The organism is Clostridium fallax, from assembly GCF_900129365.1.
In the GTDB taxonomy this organism is placed as follows: domain Bacteria; phylum Bacillota; class Clostridia; order Clostridiales; family Clostridiaceae; genus Clostridium_AH; species Clostridium_AH fallax.
Genome location: NZ_FQVM01000004.1, coordinates 101,425 through 126,547 on the forward strand (window position 1 = coordinate 101,425; position 25,123 = coordinate 126,547).

Annotated in this window: 22 protein-coding genes; 11 read left to right on the top strand and 11 right to left on the bottom strand. The window is 26.1% G+C overall.

The features are described from left to right. Window positions 1-22 precede the first annotated feature (22 nt). Entirely contained in the window at window positions 23-1,612 is a 1,590-nt protein-coding gene (locus BUA70_RS03545; protein WP_072893212.1) for an ABC-F family ATP-binding cassette domain-containing protein, read from the top strand. 410 nt (window positions 1,613-2,022) lie between these two features. Next, window positions 2,023-3,933 (top strand): ABC-F family ATP-binding cassette domain-containing protein, encoded by a 1,911-nt coding sequence (locus BUA70_RS03550; RefSeq protein WP_072893215.1) that lies wholly within the window; start codon window positions 2,023-2,025, stop codon window positions 3,931-3,933. A gap of 204 nt (window positions 3,934-4,137) precedes the next feature. Here the strand turns inward: BUA70_RS03550 and BUA70_RS03555 are convergent, their stop codons facing one another. Next, window positions 4,138-5,496, bottom strand: coding sequence for an MATE family efflux transporter (locus tag BUA70_RS03555; RefSeq protein WP_072893218.1), 1,359 nt, complete (start codon window positions 5,494-5,496; stop codon window positions 4,138-4,140). Between the two features lie 191 nt (window positions 5,497-5,687). Here BUA70_RS03555 and BUA70_RS03560 point away from each other — a divergent pair, with 191 nt between their 5' ends. The 4 genes from BUA70_RS03560 to BUA70_RS03575 all read left to right on the top strand — a co-directional run bounded on the left by BUA70_RS03560 (window position 5,688) and on the right by BUA70_RS03575 (window position 9,199). Beyond that, window positions 5,688-6,251 carry a hypothetical protein gene (locus tag BUA70_RS03560; protein WP_072893219.1) on the top strand — a complete coding sequence of 188 codons (564 nt, stop codon included), beginning with the start codon at window positions 5,688-5,690 and terminating at the stop codon, window positions 6,249-6,251. 115 nt (window positions 6,252-6,366) lie between these two features. Next, window positions 6,367-6,528, top strand: a complete 162-nt coding sequence (locus BUA70_RS03565; RefSeq protein ID WP_072893220.1) for a small, acid-soluble spore protein, alpha/beta type — start codon at window positions 6,367-6,369, stop codon at window positions 6,526-6,528. A 313-nt stretch (window positions 6,529-6,841) separates the two neighbouring features. After that, window positions 6,842-7,813: a glycoside hydrolase family 73 protein gene (locus BUA70_RS03570; RefSeq protein ID WP_242977312.1), complete on the top strand. Its 972-nt coding sequence runs from the start codon at window positions 6,842-6,844 to the stop codon at window positions 7,811-7,813. Between the two features lie 99 nt (window positions 7,814-7,912). Beyond that, the gene (locus BUA70_RS03575) at window positions 7,913-9,199 is read left to right on the top strand and encodes a hypothetical protein (RefSeq protein WP_072893222.1); all 1,287 of its coding nucleotides are present in this window, start codon (window positions 7,913-7,915) and stop codon (window positions 9,197-9,199) included. A gap of 92 nt (window positions 9,200-9,291) precedes the next feature. Here the strand turns inward: BUA70_RS03575 and BUA70_RS03580 are convergent, their stop codons facing one another. The 6 genes from BUA70_RS03580 to BUA70_RS03605 all read right to left on the bottom strand — a co-directional run bounded on the left by BUA70_RS03580 (window position 9,292) and on the right by BUA70_RS03605 (window position 13,997). Further along, window positions 9,292-9,564, bottom strand: coding sequence for an acylphosphatase (locus BUA70_RS03580; protein WP_072893224.1), 273 nt, complete (start codon window positions 9,562-9,564; stop codon window positions 9,292-9,294). A 146-nt stretch (window positions 9,565-9,710) separates the two neighbouring features. Next, window positions 9,711-10,757 (bottom strand): ABC transporter substrate-binding protein, encoded by a 1,047-nt coding sequence (locus BUA70_RS03585; RefSeq protein ID WP_423236770.1) that lies wholly within the window; start codon window positions 10,755-10,757, stop codon window positions 9,711-9,713. Next, a complete protein-coding gene (locus BUA70_RS03590; protein WP_072893228.1) occupies window positions 10,753-11,547 on the bottom strand; it encodes an ABC transporter permease in 795 nt (264 codons plus the stop codon). Before BUA70_RS03590 ends, BUA70_RS03585 begins: the two co-directional genes overlap by 5 nt. After that, window positions 11,541-12,386 (bottom strand): ABC transporter permease, encoded by an 846-nt coding sequence (locus BUA70_RS03595; protein ID WP_072893231.1) that lies wholly within the window; start codon window positions 12,384-12,386, stop codon window positions 11,541-11,543. The genes BUA70_RS03590 and BUA70_RS03595 overlap by 7 nt, the downstream gene beginning before the upstream one ends. A gap of 2 nt (window positions 12,387-12,388) precedes the next feature. Then, window positions 12,389-13,435 (bottom strand): spermidine/putrescine ABC transporter ATP-binding protein, encoded by a 1,047-nt coding sequence (gene potA, locus BUA70_RS03600; RefSeq protein ID WP_072893236.1) that lies wholly within the window; start codon window positions 13,433-13,435, stop codon window positions 12,389-12,391. A gap of 22 nt (window positions 13,436-13,457) precedes the next feature. Beyond that, window positions 13,458-13,997 carry a helix-turn-helix domain-containing protein gene (locus BUA70_RS03605; RefSeq protein ID WP_072893238.1) on the bottom strand — a complete coding sequence of 180 codons (540 nt, stop codon included), beginning with the start codon at window positions 13,995-13,997 and terminating at the stop codon, window positions 13,458-13,460. A 371-nt stretch (window positions 13,998-14,368) separates the two neighbouring features. Here BUA70_RS03605 and BUA70_RS03610 point away from each other — a divergent pair, with 371 nt between their 5' ends. Beyond that, window positions 14,369-15,454 carry a GNAT family N-acetyltransferase gene (locus tag BUA70_RS03610; RefSeq protein ID WP_072893241.1) on the top strand — a complete coding sequence of 362 codons (1,086 nt, stop codon included), beginning with the start codon at window positions 14,369-14,371 and terminating at the stop codon, window positions 15,452-15,454. Window positions 15,455-15,576: 122 nt separating this feature from the next. Continuing rightward, window positions 15,577-15,975 (top strand): hypothetical protein, encoded by a 399-nt coding sequence (locus BUA70_RS03615; protein WP_072893243.1) that lies wholly within the window; start codon window positions 15,577-15,579, stop codon window positions 15,973-15,975. 14 nt (window positions 15,976-15,989) lie between these two features. Here BUA70_RS03615 and BUA70_RS03620 read toward each other — a convergent pair whose 3' ends face one another. Together BUA70_RS03620 and BUA70_RS03625 are read right to left on the bottom strand one after the other, a co-directional pair. Beyond that, on the bottom strand, window positions 15,990-17,444 hold the full coding sequence (locus BUA70_RS03620; RefSeq protein WP_072893245.1) for an alanine/glycine:cation symporter family protein: 1,455 nt from the start codon (window positions 17,442-17,444) through the stop codon (window positions 15,990-15,992). Window positions 17,445-17,779: 335 nt separating this feature from the next. Next, window positions 17,780-20,332 (bottom strand): transglycosylase domain-containing protein, encoded by a 2,553-nt coding sequence (locus tag BUA70_RS03625; RefSeq protein ID WP_072893247.1) that lies wholly within the window; start codon window positions 20,330-20,332, stop codon window positions 17,780-17,782. Between the two features lie 118 nt (window positions 20,333-20,450). On the opposite strand from BUA70_RS03625, the gene yunB reads away from it, so the two are divergent. Next, on the top strand, window positions 20,451-21,083 hold the full coding sequence (yunB, locus tag BUA70_RS03630) for a sporulation protein YunB (protein ID WP_072893249.1): 633 nt from the start codon (window positions 20,451-20,453) through the stop codon (window positions 21,081-21,083). Window positions 21,084-21,203: 120 nt separating this feature from the next. Here yunB and hpt read toward each other — a convergent pair whose 3' ends face one another. Both hpt and BUA70_RS03640 read right to left on the bottom strand, forming a co-directional pair. Continuing rightward, window positions 21,204-21,731 (bottom strand): hypoxanthine phosphoribosyltransferase, encoded by a 528-nt coding sequence (hpt, locus tag BUA70_RS03635; RefSeq protein ID WP_072893252.1) that lies wholly within the window; start codon window positions 21,729-21,731, stop codon window positions 21,204-21,206. A gap of 593 nt (window positions 21,732-22,324) precedes the next feature. Next, window positions 22,325-22,459 (bottom strand): zinc ribbon-containing protein, encoded by a 135-nt coding sequence (locus BUA70_RS03640; RefSeq protein WP_072893256.1) that lies wholly within the window; start codon window positions 22,457-22,459, stop codon window positions 22,325-22,327. Window positions 22,460-22,774: 315 nt separating this feature from the next. Between BUA70_RS03640 and hflX the strand changes: the two genes are divergently transcribed. Both hflX and BUA70_RS03650 read left to right on the top strand, forming a co-directional pair. Beyond that, entirely contained in the window at window positions 22,775-24,559 is a 1,785-nt protein-coding gene (hflX, locus tag BUA70_RS03645; RefSeq protein WP_072893260.1) for a GTPase HflX, read from the top strand. A gap of 291 nt (window positions 24,560-24,850) precedes the next feature. Continuing rightward, the gene (locus BUA70_RS03650) at window positions 24,851-25,069 is read left to right on the top strand and encodes a hypothetical protein (RefSeq protein ID WP_072893263.1); all 219 of its coding nucleotides are present in this window, start codon (window positions 24,851-24,853) and stop codon (window positions 25,067-25,069) included. Window positions 25,070-25,123: the final 54 nt, after the last annotated feature.

The following is a 25,123-nucleotide window of genomic DNA, read 5'->3' on the forward strand; positions in this document are numbered from 1 at the left end:
AAATTGGAGGAAGATAAAGTATATGATAACAGTAAATAACGTAAGCTTAAGATATGGTGCAAGAAAATTATTTGAGGATGTTAATTTAAAATTTACTCCAGGTAATTGTTATGGAGTAATAGGGGCAAATGGTGCAGGAAAGTCAACTTTCCTTAAAATATTATCAGGAGAGATAGAGCCTAATACAGGAGAGGTTGTAGTTGCTCCAAATACAAGAGTGTCTGTATTAAAGCAGGACCATTATCAATATGATGAGCATAAGGTTATAGATACAGTTATAATGGGAAATGAAAGATTGTATCAAATTATGATTGAAAAGGAAGCTTTATATGCAAAGCCAGATTTTAGTGATGAAGATGGAATAAAAGCTTCTGAGCTTGAAGGTGAATTTGCAGACCTAAATGGATGGGAAGCAGAAGCAGAGGCTTCAACTCTTTTACAAGGATTAGGAATAGGTACAGATCTTCACGATAAAAAGATGGAAGAATTAAAAGGTGGGGAAAAAGTTAAAGTACTTTTAGCTCAAGCGCTTTTTGGTAAACCAGGAGTTCTTATACTAGATGAGCCTACTAACCACTTAGATATTAAATCAGTAATGTGGCTTGAAAAGTTCTTAGGAGATTTTGAAGGTACAGTTATAGTTGTATCCCATGACAGACATTTCTTAAACATGGTATGTACTAATATCTGTGATGTAGACTTTGGAAAAATTAAATTATATGTAGGAAACTATGATTTCTGGTATGAAGCTAGCAACTTAGCAATGCAAATGGCAAAGGATCAAAACAAAAAGAATGAAGAAAAGATAAAAGAACTTCAAAACTTTATAGCTAGATTCTCAGCTAATGCTTCAAAATCTAAGCAAGCAACTTCAAGAAAGAAATTATTAGATAAAATAACTTTAGAAGATATACCGACATCATCAAGAAGATATCCATTTGTTGGATTTACAATGGAAAGAGAATTAGGAAATGATGTTTTAATAGTAGAAGATCTTTGTAAAACTATTGATGGAGTTGAAGTATTAAAAGACTTTTCAATAAGAGTAAATAGAGATGATAAAATTGCTTTTGTTGGTGATGAAATAGCAATAACTACATTCTTTAAAATAATAATGGGAGAAATGGAGCCAGATAGAGGAACAGTTAAATGGGGAATAACAGCAACAGGTTCATACTTCCCAAAAGATAACTCACAGTATTTTAATGATCGTGATGAAAGTCTTGTAGATTGGTTACGTGAATACTCAGAAGATAAGACAGAAAGCTATTTAAGAGGATTCTTAGGAAGAATGTTATTCTCTGGAGAAGAGGCTTTAAAATCAGCTAAGGTTTTATCAGGAGGAGAAAAGGTTAGATGTATGCTATCTAAGATGATGCTTTCTAATGGAAATGTGTTAGTTTTAGATCAACCAACTAACCATCTAGATCTTGAATCAATTACAGCTGTAAATAATGGATTAAAAGATTTTAAGAGTGTTGTTTTATTCTCAACTCACGACCATCAATTTATGGAAACTATAGCAAATAGAATAGTTGAAATAACAAAAGATGGTATTTTAGATAAGAAGATGTCTTATGATGAATTCTTAGCATTTAAGGGAATACAATAATAAATTATAAAAGATTTATATTTATTTTTTAAAGTTTATTTAAAGGTATTTTTTCATAGTTATTATGAAAAAATACCTTTTTTATATAAATATAAAATTAATTTATGCACTTTGAAAAGTATGTATAAAAAGTTTTTAAGATTTTTTTATTAGTATAAATAGAAAAATAAATAAATTTAATAAAAATAAAATCTATAAAAAATAGAATATATTTAATTGTTTTTATAATCTTTTAGAGTGGTTTAGAGATTTGAGAATTAATATCTATCATGATATAATGACCCTAGGATAATCTTGCATTATGAGTAATAGCAAGGCTTTTTATTATCTAATTTTATGATATATAAGTAAATTATTTTATATAAGAAGTTATTTATAAAAGCAATAAATAAGAGAAACGAGGAATACATATGAATTTAATTACTATAGAAAATATAACAAAGAACTATGGTGATAAAAATCTTTTAAATAGTATAAGTTTAGGTATAAATGAAGGAGATAAGATAGGACTTATAGGTCTTAATGGTACTGGAAAGTCTACACTTTTAAAAATTATAGCAGGAGTAGAACAAGAAGATAGTGGTACTATAATTAAAGGAAATAAAGTTAGAATAGAATATTTATCTCAAAATCCAGAATATAATTTTGAAAGTACAGTTCTTCAGCAGGTTTTTAAAGGAAATTCTGAAGAAATGGCTTTGCTTAGAGAATATGAAGAGGTATTAGAAAAGGTTAATTTAGGAGATTTAGATTTATCTAATAAATTAATATCACTTCAAAGTAAAATAGATAATTTAAATTTATGGCAATTAGAAAGTGAAGCCAAAACTGTACTTACTAAGTTAGGTATTTTTGAATTCAATAAAAAAATCGGACAATTATCAGGGGGGCAAAGAAAAAGGGTAGCCTTAGCATCAGCTCTTATAACACCTTGTGAATTATTAATTTTAGATGAGCCAACAAACCATATGGATAGCGATACTATACAATGGCTTGAAGAATATCTAAATGCTAGAAAAGGTGCCTTATTTATGATAACTCATGATAGATATTTTTTAGACAGGGTAACTAATAGAATAATAGAACTTAATAATGGCAATTTATATTTTTATGAAGGAAATTATTCAACATTTTTAGAAAAGAAAGTAGAAAGAGAAGAACTTGAAGAAGCTGCACAAAGAAAAAGAGAAAGTCTTTACAGAAAAGAATATGCATGGATTAAAAGAGGTGCTAAGGCTAGATCTACAAAGCAAAAAGCTAGAATTGATAGATTTGAAAAATTAAAAGAAGAAATGGTAGTTACAAAGGAAGATGATCTTAAGTTATCTGTAGTAGGGTCAAGATTAGGTAATAAAATAATAGAGCTTAAAGATATAAATAAAAGCTATGAAACAAAAGTTATAAAGGATTTTTCATATATACTTTTAAAAAATGATAGAATAGGTATTGTAGGTCCTAATGGAGCTGGTAAAACTACTTTAATGAAGATAGTAAGTGGAGAAATAAATGCAGATAGTGGAATATTAGAAGTTGGAGAAACAGTAAAGATAGGATTTTTCTCTCAAGAAAATTATCATTTAGATGAAAATATGAGAGTTATTGAATATATTAGAGAGATAGGAGAATTTCTTCCATTAGCTAATGGAGAAAAAATATCTGCCTCTCAAATGCTTGAAAGATTTCTTTTTACTCCAGAAAAGCAATACACTTATATAGGTAAACTATCCGGAGGAGAAAAGAGAAGATTATATCTATTAAAAGTTTTAATGGGAGCTCCAAATGTATTATTATTTGACGAGCCTACTAATGACTTAGATATAACAACACTAACAATATTAGAAGACTTTTTAGATGGATTTAATGGTCCTATAATTACAGTATCCCATGATAGATATTTCTTAGATAGGATTTGTAACAAAATATTCTCTTATGAAGGAAATGGTAATATAAAAATACTAAATGGTAACTATTCAGATTACTTATCATTAAAAGAAGAAAATCAACTAAGCAATATAGTTGTAGAAAAAAAAGAAAAGCCAATAGATAAGAAGAAGGAAAAACCTAAGAATGATAAAAAATTAAAGTTTTCTTTTAATGAGCAAAAAGAATTTGATGAAATTGATACTGTTATTGAGAATTTAGAAGATAGAATAAGTGCCATAGAAGAGGATTTAGCAAAGTATGTTACAGATTTTGTTAAGCTTCAAGAGCTTATGAAAGAAAAGGAAGAGTTAGCTCTAAAACTTGAAGAGAAATATGAAAGATGGACTTATTTAAATGAATTAGCTGAAGAAATAGAAAGACAAAAAGCTAAAAAATAAAACCAATAATAATTTAGATAAACTAAGTATATTTTTTAGATTAATTTATTATTAAAGAGAAATAGAAACTTTCCTTATTAAAAAATATATAAATAAATATAAAGTATAAAAATATTTTTATATTAAAAATCACACTAAATGTTAAATGCATTTTAGTGTGATTTTTTTTAAATTGACTTTATGAAATTTCTTAAAGTATTAAAATTATATATTTGAAGTTATATCTTTAACCCATTTATTTGAATTGAATCTTGGAATTTCAAAGAAAAATTTTACAACTTCTTCTCCACAAACTAAAATATATACAACTATAACTGATAGATTAAAGAATATAGTAGATATAAAGGCTATAGGAACAGCATAAGCCCAAACAGCTATAAGTTCAGAGAAGATTGCATAGTTTACATCTCCACCACCTCTTAAGACTCCTATTATCATAACTATATTAAAAAATCTTAAGGGTGTTAAAAGGGCCATAATTCTAAGAATCCATAATGTATTATTATAGGTTTCAGCATTTATATTAAATAATGAAATTATCATAGGAGAAAATATAAATAATATAATACCTATAATCAGTCCTAAAATAGGAGTGTATAATCCTATCCTTTTAGCATAAACTACTGCTTCATCATTAGTTTTAGCACCTATTTTATTTCCAATTAGTATTGAAGTTGCAGATGCCATACCAATACCAAATATATTAAATAAATTATTTACAGTATTAGCTATTTGTATTGTAGCTACAGCGCTAACCCCTATTTTTCCATAGGCTATAGTATAGCAAGTTATTCCTAAAGACCACATAATATCATTAAAAATAACTGGTGATGCAGTAATAAAATATTTTTTTAATAAACTTTTATTAAATGTAATTTCTTTAAAGGTACACCTTATTTTATTTTTAGTTAAATATACAGATAAAATTATAAAAAGCATTTCAAAAGTTCTAGCTAAGGTAGTAGCTAAAGCTGCGCCAACTACACCAAGTGAAGGAGAGCCTAAATTTCCAAAAATAAAAACCCAGTTTAAAAATCCATTACATATTAGTCCGATTATACTACCATACATTGGAATTTTGGTTTGATTAGTGCTTCTTAAAGCTGTAGAGAAAGATAAAGTTAAATTGGTTAAAATATAGCTTATAGAAACTACCCTTAAATAATTTGATCCAAGAGTTATAACATTAAGATCTTTTGTAAATATTGACATTATAAACTGAGGAAAGATTATTGCTAAAATTGCAAAAGTAAGAGAGGTTATAAATCCTACAGTTAAATCAATACCTAGAAATTTCTTTATGTTTTTTATATCCTTTTTTCCATAAAATTGTGACATAAAAATTGAAGCACCACCGTTAATTCCATTCATAGCTAAAATAAACAAAAAGTAAAATTGATTAGCTAGTCCAACAGCAGCAATTTGATTTTCTCCTAAAGAACCAATCATTAGATTATCTACAAGATTAAGAGATGAAGTTATAAGATTTTGGAATATTATAGGTATTGCCAAAATCAGTACTGGCTTTAAAAAGCTTTTTTCTTTATATATAAATTTTCTCATATAAAACCTCCTAAAAAAAGGAGCAGGTGGGTAATTATAAAGCTGCCCATCCGCTCCAATATTAAGTATATATGAATAATTATATAATAAATGAAATAGATGTCAATTATCTATTAAGTAATTGATTTTTATGTTTAAATTATGAGAAAATGTTAATAATTTATTATTAGAAAGAAGAAAGGATTTATATAATGAGTGATTATACAGTAAATGATATATTAAATAATAGGCCTTGTCCTAGTATAACTCCTATGGTTATTTTAGTGGGGGAAAAATTAGTACCTATAATTATTATAAAAGAATATGAAGAGAGTCTTTTAGAAATTAAGGAAAATCAATTAGTGGGAGTAAAAAGTTCTACTTTAGGAAATAATAATATATCCTTATTTTTGATTATGTTAAAGTTTGGGGAAAGCTTTGATTATACTTATGATATTTGGTTTAACTATGGATATGATTTACATAGAGAGTTTTTAAATTTATTAGAAAAAGATAAAATAATAATTGATTTTAGGAATGATAAAAACGAAAGATATTTAAGTCTAGAATTAAAGAATACTATATCAGAGAATATAAAGTATTATAAGGATTTAAGTGAAGCTCATACTATATTTAAAAAGGAAAAAATAGATAATGTTATTGAAGTGAGTAATGAAAAAAAATATAAGCTTTGGAAAGAAGATGATGCTTTTAATCTTATGGATAAAATATTTTCAGATTATGAAACTATAGAAGAGTTATGGGAATGCTTATAAGTTTAAGATGATTATATCTTAAGAAGATTTTATATTAATCCTGCCTTTTATATGGAGAATAAACTATATATAAAAAGGAGAATATAGTATTAAATATAAATTAGGAGGGATTATTTTGGCACATAAAAATAATAAAAATAGTAAAAGCAACAAAAAATCATCTCAAAAAACTAAGAGTGAATTAGAAAAAATGAAAATGGAAACTGCTGATGAAGTAGGCTATTCTAAAGAATCTAGAAAACTTGGAAAAAATAAAAGAAGAAGTGAGGATAATTAATCTTATAATGGTTAATTATATGTTAAATTTTCTATAATATATAATATAAATATTTAATCTAAAAAGGAATCTATCTTTATTTGTATAAGATAGATTCCTTTTTAAAATAAACTAAAATAAAACCTATTTTTAATCTTTAATTTCAAATTTATATAAATTAAAAAATCAATATTTTTTATTAATCACTTAAAAAGATGTTTATTTTAATTTACCTAAGTTTTAATATATTTTAAACATATTAAAATTTATAAAGTTTCTTAAAATTTTTATATATGATATTATATAAAATATATTATAAAATTTGGAGGAAAAAGTGGTAGATAAAAGAGATAAGAGAATTGAAAGAAGAAAAATAAAGAAAAAAAATAAAGGATTAAGGACAAAGGTAATTACATTTTTTATAATTATATTAACTATAATAGTAGGAATATTTTATTTTAGTTATCACAATTATGATAAAAATAAAAAACTTATGAGCAGGGATGATATTTCTATATATATTAAAGAAACTGATAAAATAAGCAATGGAAAGTTACAGCTTAATTGGAAGCAAATAGCTGCCATAGACGGAGCAATTAAAGATAATGATTTTACATCAATAAAAGAAGAGGATATAAAATCTATTGGAAATAAGTTTTTAAATAAAAAAAGTGTTGATGGACAAGCTACATATACTTTAAAGAGCTTTAATGAAGTTTTAAAAGAAATGAATTTATCTAAAAAACAAATAAGAAAAGCAGAAAGTAATTTAGAAAGATTAAAAAATGAAGGTCTAGTTCCAGGTAACTTAAATTCTGAATCTTCCAATAAACAATTTATAGAAGAAATAACACCAGCAGCTATAGACATATACAAAAAGTATAAGATACTGCCATCTGTAGTAATTTCTCAAGCAATATTAGAGTCAGGATGGGGAAAATCTAAATTATCAGAGGAAGGCAATAATCTATTTGGTATAAAAGCAGATAAAAGTTGGGATGGAAAGAAAATTAAAATGAGTACTAAAGAAAATTATGATGACAAGATAAATGATTATTTTAGAGTTTATAACTCTAAAAAACAATCTATAGAAGACTATGGAAAATTTTTAGCTACTCATAAAAGATATAAAGAAAGTGGAGTATTTAAAGGAAAAACTTATATAGAACAAATAACATCTATAGAAAATGCAGGATATAGCACTGTATCAGATAAAAATGGTAAGCTTATATATAAAGATTTATTAACCAGTGTAATAAGGGAAAATGATCTTCAACTTATAGATTATGAAGTAGAAAAAGGGTAAAACATAGATATAAAAATAGTTTAATAAATAAGTAATATATAAATAAAAACTGAAAAATTAAATAGAACTTAAATTTAGAGACAGTTTAATGAGGTAATTATGAGAAAATTAATTTTTAGAAAGTTTAAAGGAGAAAAAGCTTATTATAGAGAAGGATTTAGTAGAAAAAAATGCAGTAAAGATAAGTTTCCCTTTTATATAAAAAGTGGAGAAGTTTTTATTTTTAATAATGAAGGGGAAGCTATACTACTTAGGGAGGAAAGCATAGAGAGATTTAAATCTATAAACCTAAGGTGGATATATGGAATATTATCTTTAATATTTATTTCAATTATAGGAGCTTTAATTGTGTTTGTAGTTTTTCCACTAAACTTTAACATGGTATATAAAAATAATTTTGGAAGTAAAAAGTTTTTAGAAGAAGGTGAAAACTTTTTAAATATAAGAGCTGATATTAAAAACAATGCTTATTATAAAGAAGTTAAAGATTTTAATATAAGGGAAGATACTTTTCAATTTAAAAATATATCAACAGAAAGCTCACCTTTAGGAAATTGTTTTGGAATAGCTTACACAGAAAAAGAATTGTTTTTAGGTAAATTAAAAGAAAAAGTAGAGAATAAAGATAATAAGCTAGGTTATAATCTTTCTAATATATCAAAAAAAATAGGTGAATATAGTTTAAATAATGATGATATCATAGCTCTTTATGGACCACCAGATGATAATACTTTAGATTCAAGAGAAAAGTTTAATTTGCTTCTAAGAAAAGGGTATAAACCTAAAGATTATACTATTGAAAATATGTATTCTTTAGTTTTTGGTAAAGCACCTACTACTTTTAACGACATACAAGATAAGGATGTGAAAGAATTATTAAGAACTATTAGTTATTATCAAGGAGAATACTTTAATATAAATCCTAAAGTTGAATTTTTGCCATATGTTCTTACTAGTAGATTAGATGCAGCAGAAAATATGGCATATTATTATATTAGAAAAATAAAAAATTTTTTTAATATAGATAAATACAAAATAGAAAAGAAAATAAATGTAAAATATATTACTGATATGATAGATGATAATAATCCACCGGTAATTGCTGTTTTTGGTAATGGTTCTGGACATGCTATTTTAGGTTATGGATATGAGTGGATAGGAGATGACTTTTTAAAGGTATATGTACAAGATAGTAATATTCCACTTTTTAGTGATAAAAAAGAATTTGAAGATGTTAATAATGAAATACTAAAAAATACTTATATATTGTTTCAAAATATAAATGGTAAATGGTATTATAAATATGATCCATATATAAAAGATAAGTTTATATATAGCCATAAATATAATTCATTTATGCCTAATGGATATATAAAAATATATTAAGAATAATTTAAAGTTAAATAAGTATAATAGCCACCTATAAAGAGGTGGCTTATTTTTATATGATAAATCTTTATTTTTAATTAATAAGAGAGCTAGTATGTTATATTAAATTTTTTTTCATCATTAATTATAGGAATTTCTTTAATTGAGTAATCTGTAATTACTGAAAAATTATTTCCACTAATAACTTTAGAAAGAAATTTCATTAAATTATTAGGATTTCCTTGAGCTTCAATTTCTACATCGCCATTAGATAAGTTTTTTACATAACCAGTTAAATTAAAAGGAGAAGCAGTGTATAGTACAAAAAATCTAAAACCTACCCCTTGGACTTTTCCGGTAATTACCATATGATATCTTATCATAAAAATAACCTCCTTTTATTTCTAGGTTAGAAATAAAGACTTAATTAAAATAGAAAAAGATATAATGAAAGTTTCTTATAAAAAAATAAGATAAACAAAGAAATCTTTGTTTATCTTATTTTATATTTAATTTAAATTTCAGTCAATTAATTAGATTTTACTTCCATCCAAGCTTCATCATATTTTTTTATGTTATCTCCAAGATCTTTAAAGACTTCACATTTCTTTAAAACCCCTTCATCTGGATAAGCATTTTTATCATTTTTTATATCATCATTTAAAAGCTCTAAAGCTGCTTTGTTAGGAGTTGAATAACCTATATATTCAACATTTTGTTTTGCAATTTCAGGGTCTAACATAAAGTTTATAAATTTTTCTGCATATTCTTTATGTTTAGCACCTTTTGGGATTACCATAGAATCAAACCAAAGATTAGTTCCTTCCTTTGGTATTACATATTCTAAATCAGGATTTCTTTCCTTCAATACAGGAGCATCTCCTGAATAGATTACAGCTAAAGCAGCTTCATCTGCTACCATTCTATCTTTAACTTCATCACCAACATAAGCTAGAACATTAGGTTTTTGTTTTATAAGTTCATCTTTTGCTTCATTTATTTCTTTAGAATCTGTACTGTTTAAAGAACATCCAAGTTTTTTTAGTGTTATTCCTAAGGAATCTCTCATAGCGTCTAGCATAAATACTTGACCTTTATATTTAGGATCCCAAAGAACATCCCAACTATCAATAGGGCCCTTTACCATTTTCTTATTATATAAAATACCTATAGTTCCCCACATATATGGAACTGAATATTCATTAGTTGGATCGAAAGCAAGATTTTTAAATTTATCATCTATATTACAGTAATTAGGAATATTTTTAAAATCTATTTTTTCTAACATATCTTCTTTTATCATTTTTTCTACCATATAATCAGATGGTATTACCAAATCATAACTAGAAGTATCAGTTTTAAGTTTTTGATACATTATTTCATTAGTTTCAAAAGTCTCATAATTAACCTTTACCCCTGTTTCTCTTTCAAAGTCCTTTAAAAGGGTAGGATCTATATAGTCTCCTGCATTAAAGATATTTATTGTAGGTTTATCTTTAGAATCACCACATCCTACAAATAGTGAAGTCATTAATATTCCAGCAAAAGCTAAAGAAAATATTTTTTTTAATTTAATCAATAATATCACCTCTTACTATAGATTGTTTTTTATTAACTATTAATAATAAAATTAATACTACAACAAACATTAATGTTGAAAGAGCATTAATTTCAGGTTTAATACCTCTTCTTGCCATAGAATATATTTCTATTGAAAGATTTGTAACTTTTCCTCCTGTATTAAAGAAACTTATTACAAAATCGTCAATAGACATTGTAAAAGCAATTAAAAATCCAGCAGCTATACCTGATTTTATTTGAGGCAATATGACCTTTCTTAATGCATAGCTTGGACTAGCGCCTAAATCTAGTGCAGCATCTTCTATATTAGGAGGAAGCTGACGAAGTTTAGGTAATACTGATAATATAACATAAGGTACATTAAAAGTTATATGAGCAAGAATCATTGTTAACAATCCTCTTTCTAAAGCAAAGAAGCCAAATAAGCTCATAAGGGCTATACCAGTTACTATATCAGGATTTAATACAGGTAGATAATTTATATTTAATAAAAGTGTTTTAGTAGAATTTTTAGCTTTATTAATACCTATAGCACTAATTGTACCTAAAATAGTTGAAATTACAGCTGAAATTATAGCAACTAATATTGTGTAATATAATGCAGTTAAAATTCTATCATTTTTTAATAATTCTCCGTACCATTTGAAGGTGAAGCCCTGCCATTTTGCCATAGATTTTGAATTATTGAAAGAAAAAACTACTAAAGCAAAAATAGGAGCGTAAAGAAATAAAAATATTAAAGCTAAATAAACTTTAGAGCTAATTTTTTCTAGTTTTCTTAACATAGCTGTCCACCACCTTCTTTACTATTTTCTGTATCAAATCTAGACATAATTGCCATAGATATTAAAATTATAATCATCATAAATATGGAAATAGCAGAACCAAAGTTCCAATCTCCAGTAGTAGTAAATTGTTGCTCTATTAAGTTACCTACTAACATAAATTGTCCGCCACCTAAAAGTCTTGATATTACGAAAGTTGATACTGCTGGCATAAATACCATAGTAATTCCAGACATAATTCCTGGTGTACTTAAAGGTAGTATTATCTTAAGAAATATATTTTTTCTATTTGCACCTAAATCTGCTGCAGCATTTATTAAGTCCTTATCTATTTTAGTAAGAACAGTATATATTGGTATAACCATGAATGGAAGAAAGTTATAAACCATACCAAGCATAACAGCAGTATCTGTATAAAGAATATTCATAGCTGGTAAGCCTATTGAAGTTAAAATAGTATTTAAAACTCCATTTTTACCAAGTATAGACATCCAAGCATAAGTTCTTAATAAAAAATTCATCCACATGGGAAGTATAAATAGCATTATTATAGTATTTCTTTTTGAAAGTGGTAGCTTTGATATAATATAGGCCACAGGATAGCCCAATAGTAAACAAAGTAATGTTGACTTTAAAGCTAATTCTAGAGATCTTAATAATACTTTTATATATAAAGGATCCATTAATCTCTTAAAGTTGTCTAAAGAAAATTTAGTACCTTCTGGTGTTTTTGTAGTTAAACTGTAAAATAGAACTAATATTAGAGGAATTACAATAAAAATAATACTCCAAATTAAATAAGGATAAGCGGCTAGTGAATTGTTATTTTTCTTTTTCATAATTAATCATCACTACCTTTTTTCATTATGTGAATATCTTCAGGATAAAGAACTAATCCTATTTCACTACCTACTGATGCATTTTTTGTATTGTGTATTATCCAAGTTCTATCATTTTCAACTACAACAATTTCATAGTGAACACCTTTAAATACTACAGAAGTTACAAGACCTTTAATCATTCCATCCTTAGGTTTTGTGATTTTAACATCTTCTGGTCTTATTACGACTTCAATTTCTTCATTTTTATCAAAACCTTTATCTACGCATTCAAAAAGAGTATCGCAAAAATTAACTTTAAAATCTTCAAGCATAATCCCAGAGAATATATTACTTTCACCTATGAACTTTGCAACAAAAGCATTAGCTGGTTCATTGTATATATCTTCAGGAGTTCCCATTTGTTGGATTTCTCCTTTATTCATAACAATGATAGTGTCAGACATAGTTAAAGCTTCTTCTTGGTCATGGGTTACAAAAATAAATGTAATTCCTAATTGTTTTTGTATTTTTTTTAGTTCTAATTGCATTTCTTTTCTAAGTTTTAAGTCTAAGGCACCAAGTGGTTCATCTAATAATAAAACTTTTGGTTCATTAACTAAAGCTCTTGCAATAGCAACTCTTTGTTGTTGACCGCCACTTAAAGAATCTACACTTCTTTTTTCAAAGCCTTCAAGTGCTACAAGTTTTAGCATATCTTTAACTTTTTTATCTATTTCTTTTTTAGGTAATTTTTTAATTTTTAGACCAAAAGCAATATTTTCATAAATATTCATATGAGGAAATAAAGCATATTTTTGGAATACTGTATTTAATGATCTTTTATAAGGTGGAATATTATTTATTAAATTATTATCAAAATAAATATCTCCACTGTCTGCTGTTTCAAAACCAGCAAGAATTTTTAAAGTGGTAGTTTTACCACAACCGCTTGGACCTAGTAGTGTTAAAAACTCATTTCTTTTGATGTTTAAACTTAGGTTATCTAATACCTTTTGACTACCGAAGCTTTTTGAAATATTTTTGATTTCTATAATGTTTTCACCCAAAATAAACACCTCTTTCTGCTTATTAAAATGATGGCGGAGTACTAATCCATATTATCTTTGCATCTTTTTTGCCTGCATTTGATATATAGTGATTAGCTCTAGGTTTAAAATAAAAACTTTCGCCTTTTTTTACTTTTAATTTTTTATCACCTAAATGAAGATAAATAGTTCCATTTAAAACATATCCAAATTCTTCACCTTCATGGGGCTCTTCTTCTGTATATTTTCCATTTGGTTCTAAAGTAACTATTATAGGCTCCATACTATTTTTTTGAGCGTTAGGAACAAGCCACATTAATTTATACTTTAGTTCTTCATTTATTGTTTCAAACATATCATCTTTAGAAAATGTTATCTTTTCATTAGAATCATCACTAAAAAATTCTTTCAAATTTGTTCCTAGGATTTCAAGTATGTCTACTAATGTTGCAATTGAAGGAGAAGCTAAATCATTTTCAAGTTGTGATATAAATCCTTTTGATAATTCACATCTATTTGCTAATTCTTCTTGTGTCAATTGCTTTTCTATTCTAAGTCTTTTAATCTTATCTCCGATTTCCATAGGATACACCTCAAATTCTTTGATTTACTAAACTTGATGTTTATATTTACTAAACAAACAAATTAATTATATAAATTTTTAAAATATAAATCAATAGTTTTTAGCTAAAAATATGAAAAATTTTTTTTTCTTAAACCTAGTAACTAACTAGACTATACCTATATTATACAATTATAAGGTTTAGATTTACCTACCTTTAGGTTTAGTAAATGTAAATTTATTATTTATAATTTATAAAAGATGTAAAAATAGTAAATATAAAATAAAATATTTAAATATATAACTTTTAATATTAAAAGAATATTATACTGTAAATTTACTTAAATTTAGTATATAATTTAACGTATATAATAAGATTATTAGGTGATAATATGACGAATAGAAGTTTATACAGAAGAGAGGGAAAGCTTGTTTATATAAAGCAGCCTGAATTCAATGAGTTAAAATATACAGAAAAACTTTGGAATGACTATGAAACAATGAAAGACTCTGGAGGTGTATATTCCTTTACAGAGGATAAATGGCCTTTGTTTTATAAAAAAATGATAGAGCCTACTGATGGAAAGAATTTTTATTGTTTAATATATGAAAAGAATGGTAATCCTGTAGGTGAGGTAAGTTTTCATGGATATGATACAGCTACTAAAATTGCAAGATTTAATATTAAAGTTGAAGCTAGTTATAGAAAAAAGGGATATGGAACAGAGGCAGCAAGGCTTCTTTTAGAGTATTTTTTCTATGAACTAGGTGGACTTATGATGATTGACACTGTATCAAATCCAGAAGGAAAGGTAACTTTATCTGGAGTAGGTTTTGAAGTTATAAGAAAAAAAGGGACAAACATTACTTATAAACTTACAAAGGATAATTTTTTAAGCAATGTAGTACCGGAAAGTAGGGTTGTAGGAGTTATAGTTGAAAACGGTGTTGAGCTTTTAAGTTTTGTGCCAGTAATTGATATATTAACTCTTGCTAATAAAATATTTGGAAAGGAATACTTTAAGATTAAAACGGTATCTTTAGATAAAAAACCTATTATTACATCTTCTGGAATAAAAATAGATGTAGATTTTACTTATGACGAATTTAAAAAAGGAAATGTTTTAATAATTCCTAATGGATTAATTATTGAAGATAAAGTTCAATATGAAAAATTAATAGATTTTATAAAATTACAAAATAATAAATGTGAGCTTGTTGTAGGGATAATGAATGGAATACTAATGCTATTGCAGTTAGGACTTTTAAAGGATAATAATATTCCTGATAATTCTAGATTGAGAGATGAAATTAAAACTATAAATGGAAAGGTTAACTTTGTAAATAAAACTGTAGTAGATAATGGAAGAACAATTTTATCTAGTAGTAACATTGTAGGAATAGATCTTGCGATGCATATACTTAAGAAATTTTTAGGTGAGGAGAAGGCGAGAGCTGTATGCAAATATATTACTTAACTGAGATAAAACCTTGCAAATATTAAAATATTTGCAAGGTTTTTTAATCTATTTTTATGTATTAGCTAAATAATATTTAAATATTAATGAGTAATATACTATAGAAAGGATAGAGGGCACTAATGATAAGAATAAGAGCTGATATAGATAAAAGATATAATCTTTATATAAAATTATCTTTTGATAAGGAATTGGAAAAAAATAGAATATTAAAAAGATGCTTATTGGAAGGAGTTAAAATAAAGGATAAAAGATATGAATATAAGGTGCCAGGAAAGTTTTTTTTAATATTAGTTAATAACTTAAAAGATGTAAAATTACATAAAGGAAATATAGATAGTTTTTTAGAGTTTTCAGATCAATATGATGAAAGATATTTTTATTCTGAAAAAGCAGATGCTAAATATATGAAAAAATGGAGAGAAGTTGGATGCCCTAAAATATATAAGGTAATTATAGATAGAGAAAATAATAAAATTTATAAGGAATTAGCCTTTAAAATAAAAAATCCAGGATTTTAAAATCCTGGATTTTTTTATAATGCATTCTCTTCTAAATATTCATCATATTCTTCAGTATCTTTAGAATCTCTTCTCCAAAGTTTTAATTCTTTAAATTCTTCAAATTTGGAAGAATCGAAAACTGGTTCTAAAATTCCAGCTTTTTTTTGAGATGCATAATCCTTTAAAGCAATTATTGAGTATTTGCTTAAAAGAGTTATTGCAAATAGATTTAATAAAGCCATTAAACCCATAAATAAATCAGCTAGGGTCCAAACTAAGTCTACTTTAGTTATTGAACCAAATAAAACCATACCTACTACTAATATTCTATATATGAACAATGGAGTTTTTTTATCTGATAAAAATTCTATATTACTTTGTCCATAATAATAATTTCCAACAATTGAACTAAAGGCAAATAAAAATACACATATAGCTATAAATATACTTCCGAAAGAACCTATTTCGGAGCTTAATGCCTTTTGAGTTAATTGAATGCCTGTTAGAGATCCATCTATATTTACATTTGATAAAAGAATTATAAAAGCTGTACAGCTACAAATTATTAAAGTATCTGTAAATACACCTAAGGTTTGTATTAACCCTTGCTTTACAGGGTGAGAAACTTCTGCTGTAGCAGCTGCATTAGGAGCACTTCCCATTCCAGCTTCATTTGAAAACAATCCTCTTTTTACACCTATTAAGATTGTACCACCTAGAGTTCCACCAACAAATTCTTTTATTCCAAAGGCTTGCTGAAATATTAACTTAATAACTGATGGAATTTGTCCAATATTTTTTATCATAATAAAAAGAGCAATTGCTATATATAAAGTTGCAAGAACTGGTACTATAATTTCTGAAATTTTAGCAATTCTTTTAATTCCACCAAATATTATAAAGGCAGTAAGTACTGATAATATTATACCCATCCATAAGGTTGGAAAATTGAAAGCTTCATCAAAGGCTAAACTTATAGTATTTGATTGAACAGAATTAAATACTAAACCAAAGCTTATAGTTATTAAAATTGAGAAAGTTACTCCCATCCAACGCTTTTTCAAAGCCTTTTCCATATAATAAGCGGGACCACCACGGAACCCTATCTTAGTTTTTTCTTTATAGATTTGAGCTAATGTACTCTCTATAAAACTTGAAGCGGCACCAATTAGTGCAATTAGCCACATCCAAAAAACTGCTCCAGCACCTCCAACGGATATAGCTATTGCTATTCCAGCAAGATTACCAGTACCAACTCTTGATGCTGTACTTATGCAGAAAGCTTGGAAAGATGAAATTGAATGGTTTGATTTATCGGAATTTTTGCCAAGACCATCACCTAATAGTCTAAACATTTCTTTTATATATCTTATTTGAACAAATTTTGTTTTAAATGAAAAGTATAATCCTAGTCCTATTAGAAGAATAATAAGTACATAGGACCATAAAAAGTTATTAAAAGTATTTATTAAATTGTTTATTATCATGTAAGTCCTCCTTTGTCTAAATTTTTGTTTATATTTTTATATTGTAATGGAAAAATGAAAAAAATGCAATAACAACTATTGGTTTATTCATTTTAAAATTTAAACTTATTAATAGTAAAATTTACAAACCGTAATAATATAGATATATGAGTAGAAAGTTAATTAAAATAAAAATATGATTTTATATAAAAAATGAAGGAAAGGGTATCGTAATATTCATAACGTGATAATCTTTAAGAAAAAAAGAAAAGTACATGATTTAAATCATCATGTACTTTTTCTTTCTATGAAATAATAAATAACTAATTTATGGTTAACTCAGAATCCTAAGTATACTAGTGTCCATTACCAGTTGTATTATTAGATAATGGAGGAGCAGTATTTTGATTATTATTAGTAGTATTATTAGGTTTTGAGTTATTATTAGTACTGTTACCTGTACTGCTATTATTATTTTGAGCATTACCAGCAGTACCTTCCCCAGTGTTAGTATTATTATCTTTGTTAGTCTCAGTATTTTCTTTAGACTCATTATTAGTTTCTACCTTTGGAGGAGAAGATTCTTTAGGTGGTTCTGCAACCATATCATCTTTTTCTCTTGGTAAAACATATCTAGAATCTACCCCTCCAGCATATTGACTTCTTACAAAAACTCTTTCTACAATTAGAGATTGAGGAGTACTATCAGTTGCAAGTTTACCGTTAAGTCTATTTATTTTTGCAACTACATGAGCATCACAAAGTTTAGAAGGCTCAGTTCCTTCGATGAACCATTCAGTAGCTATAGAGTTTCCAGGGAAATTTCTACAAAGATCTGTAGGTAAACCTCCAGAGCATTGACAAACTGTTCCTTTAACAACACCTTCTGGTACATCAATTTCTTTAACAGCTAACCCTTCATGGGCTTTTTTCATTATCTTACCCCAAATAGGAGTTACTACGGCTCCGCTAGTACCTTTAACTTCTGTAGGTTTGTCATATCCTACCCAAACAGTAGCGGAAAGATAAGGAGTTAAGCCAGAAAACCAAAGATCTTTGTTTCCTGATGTAGTTCCAGTTTTACCTGAAACAGGCATATTTCCAAATCTAGCAGCACCAGCAGAATAGTTTAAAGGTTCCTTAAGCATATCATATAATATGAAAGATGATTGAGGCGATAAAACTTTTCTTGTAATTGATTGGTTTTCTAATAATACTTTTCCAGTAGCATCTATAACCTTAGAGTATAATTTAGGTTCTGTATATAAACCATTATTACCAAATACTCCATAAGCAGCAGATAAATAAAATGGATTAGAACCATCTTTAACTCCATCAAATTGACCTAATGCTACTGCAGAAATACTTCCTTTTGAATTGTTATTGTAGATTAAACCAAACTTTTCTCCATAAGCAACAGCGTTTTTTATACCTAATTCATGTGCTACTTTAACTGCAGGTAAGTTTCTTGAATATTTAAGAGCTTCCCTTAATGTCATAGATCCCATAAACCTATTATCTTCATTTTTAGGGTTATAAGGGCCATTACCAGTAGGATATTGCTTTCCTATATCTTGAGGTAATGGAGTATCTGAAGTTGCAGTTGCAGCAGTCATCATTTTCATATCAATAACTGGAGCATAAACAGTTAAAGGTTTTGTAGTAGAACCTATTGGTCTAAGTTCTGAATAAGCTCTATTTAAACTTTTAGGAGGTTGGGTTCCTCTACCTCCAACTAAAGCTTTAACTTCACCAGTTTTATAATCCATAACTGAAGCTGAAGCTTGAAGAGCTGGGTAAGTATAGTTTCCACTACTATCTTTTAGCATTTGGGATTTATTGTTTCTTACATTAAAATTATTTGGATCATTTAAAACCTCTTTTGTATAATCTTGTAAACTTCTATCCATAGTAGAGTGAATTTGTAATCCACCATTCATAATTAACTTGTTTACTTCTTCGTTACTATATTTATACTTAGATTTTAAATCCTTTTTTACTTGATCTATAACTGCTCTTGAAAAATATTCATAATTAAATAAATCTGATTTTTTAGAAGGATTAAATGCAAGCTTTCCATTATCGATATCTTGAATTGCTTGATTATATTCTTCTGTAGTTATCTTTTGATTTTCATGCATTTTCATAAGAACAGTTTTTGTTCTATTTATATAAGGAGATGGATCCTCCTTAGATTTAGCTGTTAGAGCGTTATAAAGTGTAGGTGCCTGTGTAACGCCAGACAAATAAGCACTTTCTAATAAATTTAAATCTTTGGCGGATTTACTAAAATATTTATTAGCAGCAGCTTCTACACCATAAGTGTGTCCTCCTAGGGGAATGGTATTTAAATATGCTTCTAGAATTTGATTTTTACCTAATTCCCTTTCAAGTTGAAGAGCTAGATAAATTTCTTTTACTTTTCTTGAAATAGAAATATCATTTGTTAAAATTGTGTTTTTTAATAGTTGTTGTGTAATTGTAGAAGCGCCATGAAGCCCTCTTCTACCTGCAAAAATATTTTTTACATCTAAAATTGCAGCACCAACTATTCTTCTTACATCAATTCCTTTATGTTGATAAAATCTTTCATCTTCAATTGATATAAAAGCATCTTGAAGATATTTTGATGTATCTTCAAGTGGAACAACGAAACGTTGCTCCTCAGTTTGAACATTATCCATAAATTCGTTTTTATTATCATAAATTCTAGATGGCTGGTTTAGTTGAAGAACTGCATTTACATCTAGAGCAGGTGTACTACTTATAATAGCAAAAACATAACCTGCTCCTATAACAAAAACAGTTAAAATCAAAAATAAGAAAGTCATAAGAATGTTTTTAAAAATTGAACGCTTCTTATTTTTTTTCTTACTTTTTTTAGTATTTTTTATAGTTTTATTGGCCATGTCATCCTCCTGAACAATAATATAAATACCAATAAATGTTAAAACAACAAATATTATATTTTATTATAGCATATTAATAATACTAATACACTATATTTAATCTGAGGTAAAGAGAACAATGAAAAAATTAACAAAATTATATATAATTACTTTTTTTATAATTATATCAATATTTTTTTCTATTTTTATATATTATTTAGATAAGAATATAATGCCCTCGGTACTTTCAATAGGAGATGGGGAAATTAAATCATTATCAACGGAAATTATAAATAAAAATATATTAGAAGTTTGTACAAAAGAATTTGATTATGGGGATATAATGAAAATAGAAAAAGATGATGAGGGAAATATAGTAATGGTAAGAGCAGATGTTGTTAAGTTAAATATTATATCTTCAAAACTTGCATTAGAGGCTCAAGAAGATTTAAAAAAAATTGGGGCTGTAGGGGTAAAGATTCCTTTATCTTATGTTTTTAATAATAGTATCTTAGGGGAATTAGGTCCTAAGATTAATGTTAAAATGGTGCCTGTTGGACGAGTTGATATAAAATATGATACAGAGTTTCAATCTGCAGGTATAAATCAAACTAGACATAAAATATACGTAGAAGTTTATGCAAAACTTAAATTAACAGTACCTTTTGATTCTAAAGATATAGAAGTAAAAGTACAGATGCCTATAGCAGAAACTATAATTGTAGGAAAAATACCAAAAACATCTATAAGTTTTGATGGGATTGGAAAATAATTAATTAAAAAATGAGCTTTCTTAAAATAAAAATTAATTTTTATTTTAAGAAGCTCATTTTTCTTTTAAACATATGTAAATTACATTTAAAAATTTGATAAAAGATTATTTAAAAAAATTTTATTTATCTTCCCAATTAAATATGTAGGGAATATTTCTATAATATTCTCCATAATTTAATCCGTAACCTACAACAAATAAATCATCTATTTCAAAGCAAGTGTAATCAGGAGTTAAATCTACTTTTCTTCTTGATGGTTTGTCAAGTAAAGAACAAGTTTTAACTGAATTTGCACCTAATTTTTTAACATGGTTAACAACAAACTCCATAGTATATCCTGTATCTATAATATCATCAACTATTAAAACATCTAAACCTTCTATGTTATCAGGAATATCATTAACAACTTTAACTGTTCCTGAGCTTGTTTCTGAATGGCCATAGCTTGATGTTGTCATAAAGCCAATTTGAGTTGGCACTGTAATTTCCCTTACAAGATCGGCAGTATATATAAAGCTTCCTCTTAACAAAGAAAGAACATATATATTTTTACCTTCATAGTCTTTTGAAATTTCTAAACCTAATTCCTTAATTCTTTTGCTTATTTCTTCTGCTGATAGAAGAATATTACGTTTTTTATCTTCCATGTTAATCCTCCGATACTTTTATTTTAGATATTTACAATATTTTATTATTAAATTATATAAATATTGTATTATTTCGATTTATTTTCAATTAATCAAAAATATTTATTTTAAAATTATAAATTTAGTAATATATCATGATTACATGAGAGTTAATTATATTTTTTATAAATAGAGCAAAAATATTAATATGAATGCTATATAGATGAGAATTAAATCCATGCAAAATGACTATATATCTTTGATAAAGATATATAAATAAGTAAATAAATACTAATTTAGATAGTATTTTTGAAATTGAAAATCCTAATATAAATATTAACAACATTTTAGTAGCTTTGCAATATTTTTAAAAAACTAAGTAATTAAGTATTATTTTAAAGATTTTATTGTTTAAATTATACTAATATATAAAATAAAGTTTTTAGAATAATAATTTTAGATTTTAAGAGTTTTAAAATTAAAAGTTTATTATATTAATAATCTTATAAAGAAAAGAATTTTTACTTAAAAAGGTGTGTGGCAAAATAGTCATACACCTTTTTAAATAAAAACATTAAATTATTAAAAATATTTTGAAAATTTTTATTAAAATTTTATTTAGTATATTTTGAATTTGTACATTTTGGACAAGGAGGGAGCATATCTTTACTATTATTTATAATAATTCTCTCTCTACACATTGTGCAGTAGTAATAGCCTTTTCCAGGTTTTTCACCGATATAATTCATAAAAATCACCTCTTATAGAATATTTTACCATAAAATAAATTAAAATGATAATATTTTAACAAAATAATTAAGCTTTATAATATTTATATTTTTAAATAAAAATATTAAAATAAACATTTTGAATTTAATATATTTAAAACTTTTTATTATATTTAATAATTTTTCTGTTTTTAATTGTTTATAATAAAGTTAAATAAGGTTTATATCTTTATTTAATTATGATTTAAAGGCCTTTTAATTAAGTTTACAACTTACTTTTTATAGTATAAAATTAAAGAAAGTTATAGATGAATAACTGTAGAAGAGGTGATTAACGTGATTTACGGCAATATAGATGGAATAAAAAATAGTATTTTAAAGGAATTAGATAAGTTATATGAAGTAAAAATTCCAAAGTATACTATTTGTACAGAAGAAATAATAGATACAATTTCAAGAATTTCAATGTCTTTAGAAAGAGAAGTAAGTGTTGGAATAGACAGAAAAGGTAAGGTGGTTTCTGTAGCTATTGGAGATAGTACTAGTGTAGAGATGCCTCTTATTGATATAAATGAGAAAAAGTTATCTGGCGTTAGAATAATACATACCCATCCTAATGGAAATTCAAGATTATCTGCATTAGATATTTCTGCTTTAATTAAATTAAAGTTAGATGCAATTATGGCTATTGGACTTACAGAAGAAGGAATAAAAGATGTAACTCTTGGATTTTGCTATGTAGAAAATGAAAAACTTGTGTGGGAAGAAGCTAGAAATTTACCTTTAGATAAAGCTTTAGAATACAATATTTTAGATAAAATTCTCTTTATAGAAGAATTAATAAAAAATAATAACGTAGAGGAAGATAAAGGAGAAAAAGCAATACTTGTAGGTTGTGATAGTGAAGAAAGCTTAAAGGAACTTAAAGAGCTTGCAGAGGCTTGTGATATTCCTGTATTAGAGGAAATATTCCAAAATAGAAATAAAATAGATTCTGCTTTTTATATAGGTAAAGGAAAAGTAGAAGAAATTTCAATGATAAAGCAGGCAATGAGAGCAAATCTAATAATATTTGATGATGAATTATCAGGATCTCAAGTTAGAAATTTAGAAGAGGCTATAGGAGCTAAAGTTATAGATAGAACCACATTAATATTAGAAATATTTGCAAGAAGAGCAAAGGCAAGAGAAGCAAAGATACAAGTAGAACTTGCTCAATTAAAATATAGACTTTCAAGACTAACAGGTCTTGGAACAGTGTTATCAAGAACCGGTGGTGGAATTGGAACAAGAGGACCTGGGGAAAAGAAATTAGAAACAGATAGAAGACATATAAAAGAAAGAATATATGATCTTACAGATGAGCTTAAAAAAATAAAGAAAAATAGAGAAGTTCAAAGAGAAAAAAGAACAAAACAAAGTATTCCTCAAGTTTCATTAGTAGGATATACTAATGCAGGAAAATCTACTTTAAGAAATGCTCTTTGTGATCTTAGAGCATCTAAAGAAAATATGGGAAAAGAAAAGGTTTTTGAAGCTAATATGCTTTTTGCAACTTTAGATACAACAACTAGAGCGATAAATCTTTTAGATAACAGAACTATAACTTTAACAGATACTGTAGGTTTTGTAAGAAAACTTCCTCATGAACTTGTAGAGGCTTTTAAATCCACTTTAGAAGAGGTAATTTATTCAGATTTATTATGTCATGTAGTAGATGCATCTTCTCCTTATGTAAGAGAGCAAATAAAAGCTGTAGAAGAGGTTCTAACGGAACTTGGCTCAGAGGATAAAAGTAAAGTATTAATTTTAAATAAAATAGATTTAGCTAATGTAGAAGATTTAGAAAAACTTAAAGAAGAAAATAATAAATATAATATAGTAGAAGTTTCTGCAAAGAATTCTATAAATTTAGATGGACTTTTAAAGGTAATCGGAGAAGAAATTCCAAATACATTAAAAACTATAGAATTTTTAATTCCATATAGTGATCAACAAATAGTTGCTTATCTTCATAGAAATGGAAAAGTTTTAGAAGAGGATTATAAAGATAATGGGACTTATATAAAAGCAGATGTAGATGAAGAAGTATATAATAAATGCAAAAATTTTGAAATTTAAAGATAAATTTAATGTATAAATAAAAAAGACTTTATTATATAAAAGAATTTATAGAGATTAGGAGTTTATTTAAATAACTCTTAATCTTTATTTTTTATTATTATAAATAGCTTATTATACTTAATTTAAACATATGAAATTAAAAAATCAATTTTTTAAAGGAATAGTAAAATTTTTTTTATAAATATAATTATATTGTAAAATTTAAAATTACCATAATAATCTATGATGAGATTTTAAGGTATAACTATTTTATAAAATCATAAAATATCATCATGGAGGAATTTACTTATGGAAAGAATATGTTTGATATGTAATAGTATGGTTTCAGAAAATATTAATTGCCCTAATTGTGAAGAAAAAATGACTGATTTAGGTAGAATACAAGAGTTTAGAGATGCTTATGGTAATGCAGAAGAGATTGAAGAAAATGAAAAATGTATTCATTATTTTCAATGTCCTATATGTAAAACATATAAAAAAGTACTAGGTGATTATGTTTACATGTAAAACTTAGGATTTTATAAATTAAAAGAGTGTATTATAATTTAATTTATATAAGAT

What these genes read in the sequence shown, in the direction of transcription:
- BUA70_RS03545 (WP_072893212.1), top strand. Translation starts at nt 23, where the DNA reads ATGATAACAGTAAATAACGTAAGCTTAAGATATGGTGCAAGAAAATTA.
- BUA70_RS03550 (WP_072893215.1), top strand. Translation starts at nt 2,023, where the DNA reads ATGAATTTAATTACTATAGAAAATATAACAAAGAACTATGGTGATAAA.
- BUA70_RS03555 (WP_072893218.1), bottom strand. Translation starts at nt 5,496, where the DNA reads ATGAGAAAATTTATATATAAAGAAAAAAGCTTTTTAAAGCCAGTACTG.
- BUA70_RS03560 (WP_072893219.1), top strand. Translation starts at nt 5,688, where the DNA reads ATGAGTGATTATACAGTAAATGATATATTAAATAATAGGCCTTGTCCT.
- BUA70_RS03575 (WP_072893222.1), top strand. Translation starts at nt 7,913, where the DNA reads ATGAGAAAATTAATTTTTAGAAAGTTTAAAGGAGAAAAAGCTTATTAT.
- BUA70_RS03580 (WP_072893224.1), bottom strand. Translation starts at nt 9,564, where the DNA reads ATGATAAGATATCATATGGTAATTACCGGAAAAGTCCAAGGGGTAGGT.
- BUA70_RS03590 (WP_072893228.1), bottom strand. Translation starts at nt 11,547, where the DNA reads ATGTTAAGAAAACTAGAAAAAATTAGCTCTAAAGTTTATTTAGCTTTA.
- BUA70_RS03595 (WP_072893231.1), bottom strand. Translation starts at nt 12,386, where the DNA reads ATGAAAAAGAAAAATAACAATTCACTAGCCGCTTATCCTTATTTAATT.
- BUA70_RS03605 (WP_072893238.1), bottom strand. Translation starts at nt 13,997, where the DNA reads ATGGAAATCGGAGATAAGATTAAAAGACTTAGAATAGAAAAGCAATTG.
- BUA70_RS03610 (WP_072893241.1), top strand. Translation starts at nt 14,369, where the DNA reads ATGACGAATAGAAGTTTATACAGAAGAGAGGGAAAGCTTGTTTATATA.
- BUA70_RS03615 (WP_072893243.1), top strand. Translation starts at nt 15,577, where the DNA reads ATGATAAGAATAAGAGCTGATATAGATAAAAGATATAATCTTTATATA.
- BUA70_RS03620 (WP_072893245.1), bottom strand. Translation starts at nt 17,444, where the DNA reads ATGATAATAAACAATTTAATAAATACTTTTAATAACTTTTTATGGTCC.
- BUA70_RS03625 (WP_072893247.1), bottom strand. Translation starts at nt 20,332, where the DNA reads ATGGCCAATAAAACTATAAAAAATACTAAAAAAAGTAAGAAAAAAAAT.
- yunB (WP_072893249.1), top strand. Translation starts at nt 20,451, where the DNA reads ATGAAAAAATTAACAAAATTATATATAATTACTTTTTTTATAATTATA.
- hpt (WP_072893252.1), bottom strand. Translation starts at nt 21,731, where the DNA reads ATGGAAGATAAAAAACGTAATATTCTTCTATCAGCAGAAGAAATAAGC.
- BUA70_RS03640 (WP_072893256.1), bottom strand. Translation starts at nt 22,459, where the DNA reads ATGAATTATATCGGTGAAAAACCTGGAAAAGGCTATTACTACTGCACA.
- BUA70_RS03650 (WP_072893263.1), top strand. Translation starts at nt 24,851, where the DNA reads ATGGAAAGAATATGTTTGATATGTAATAGTATGGTTTCAGAAAATATT.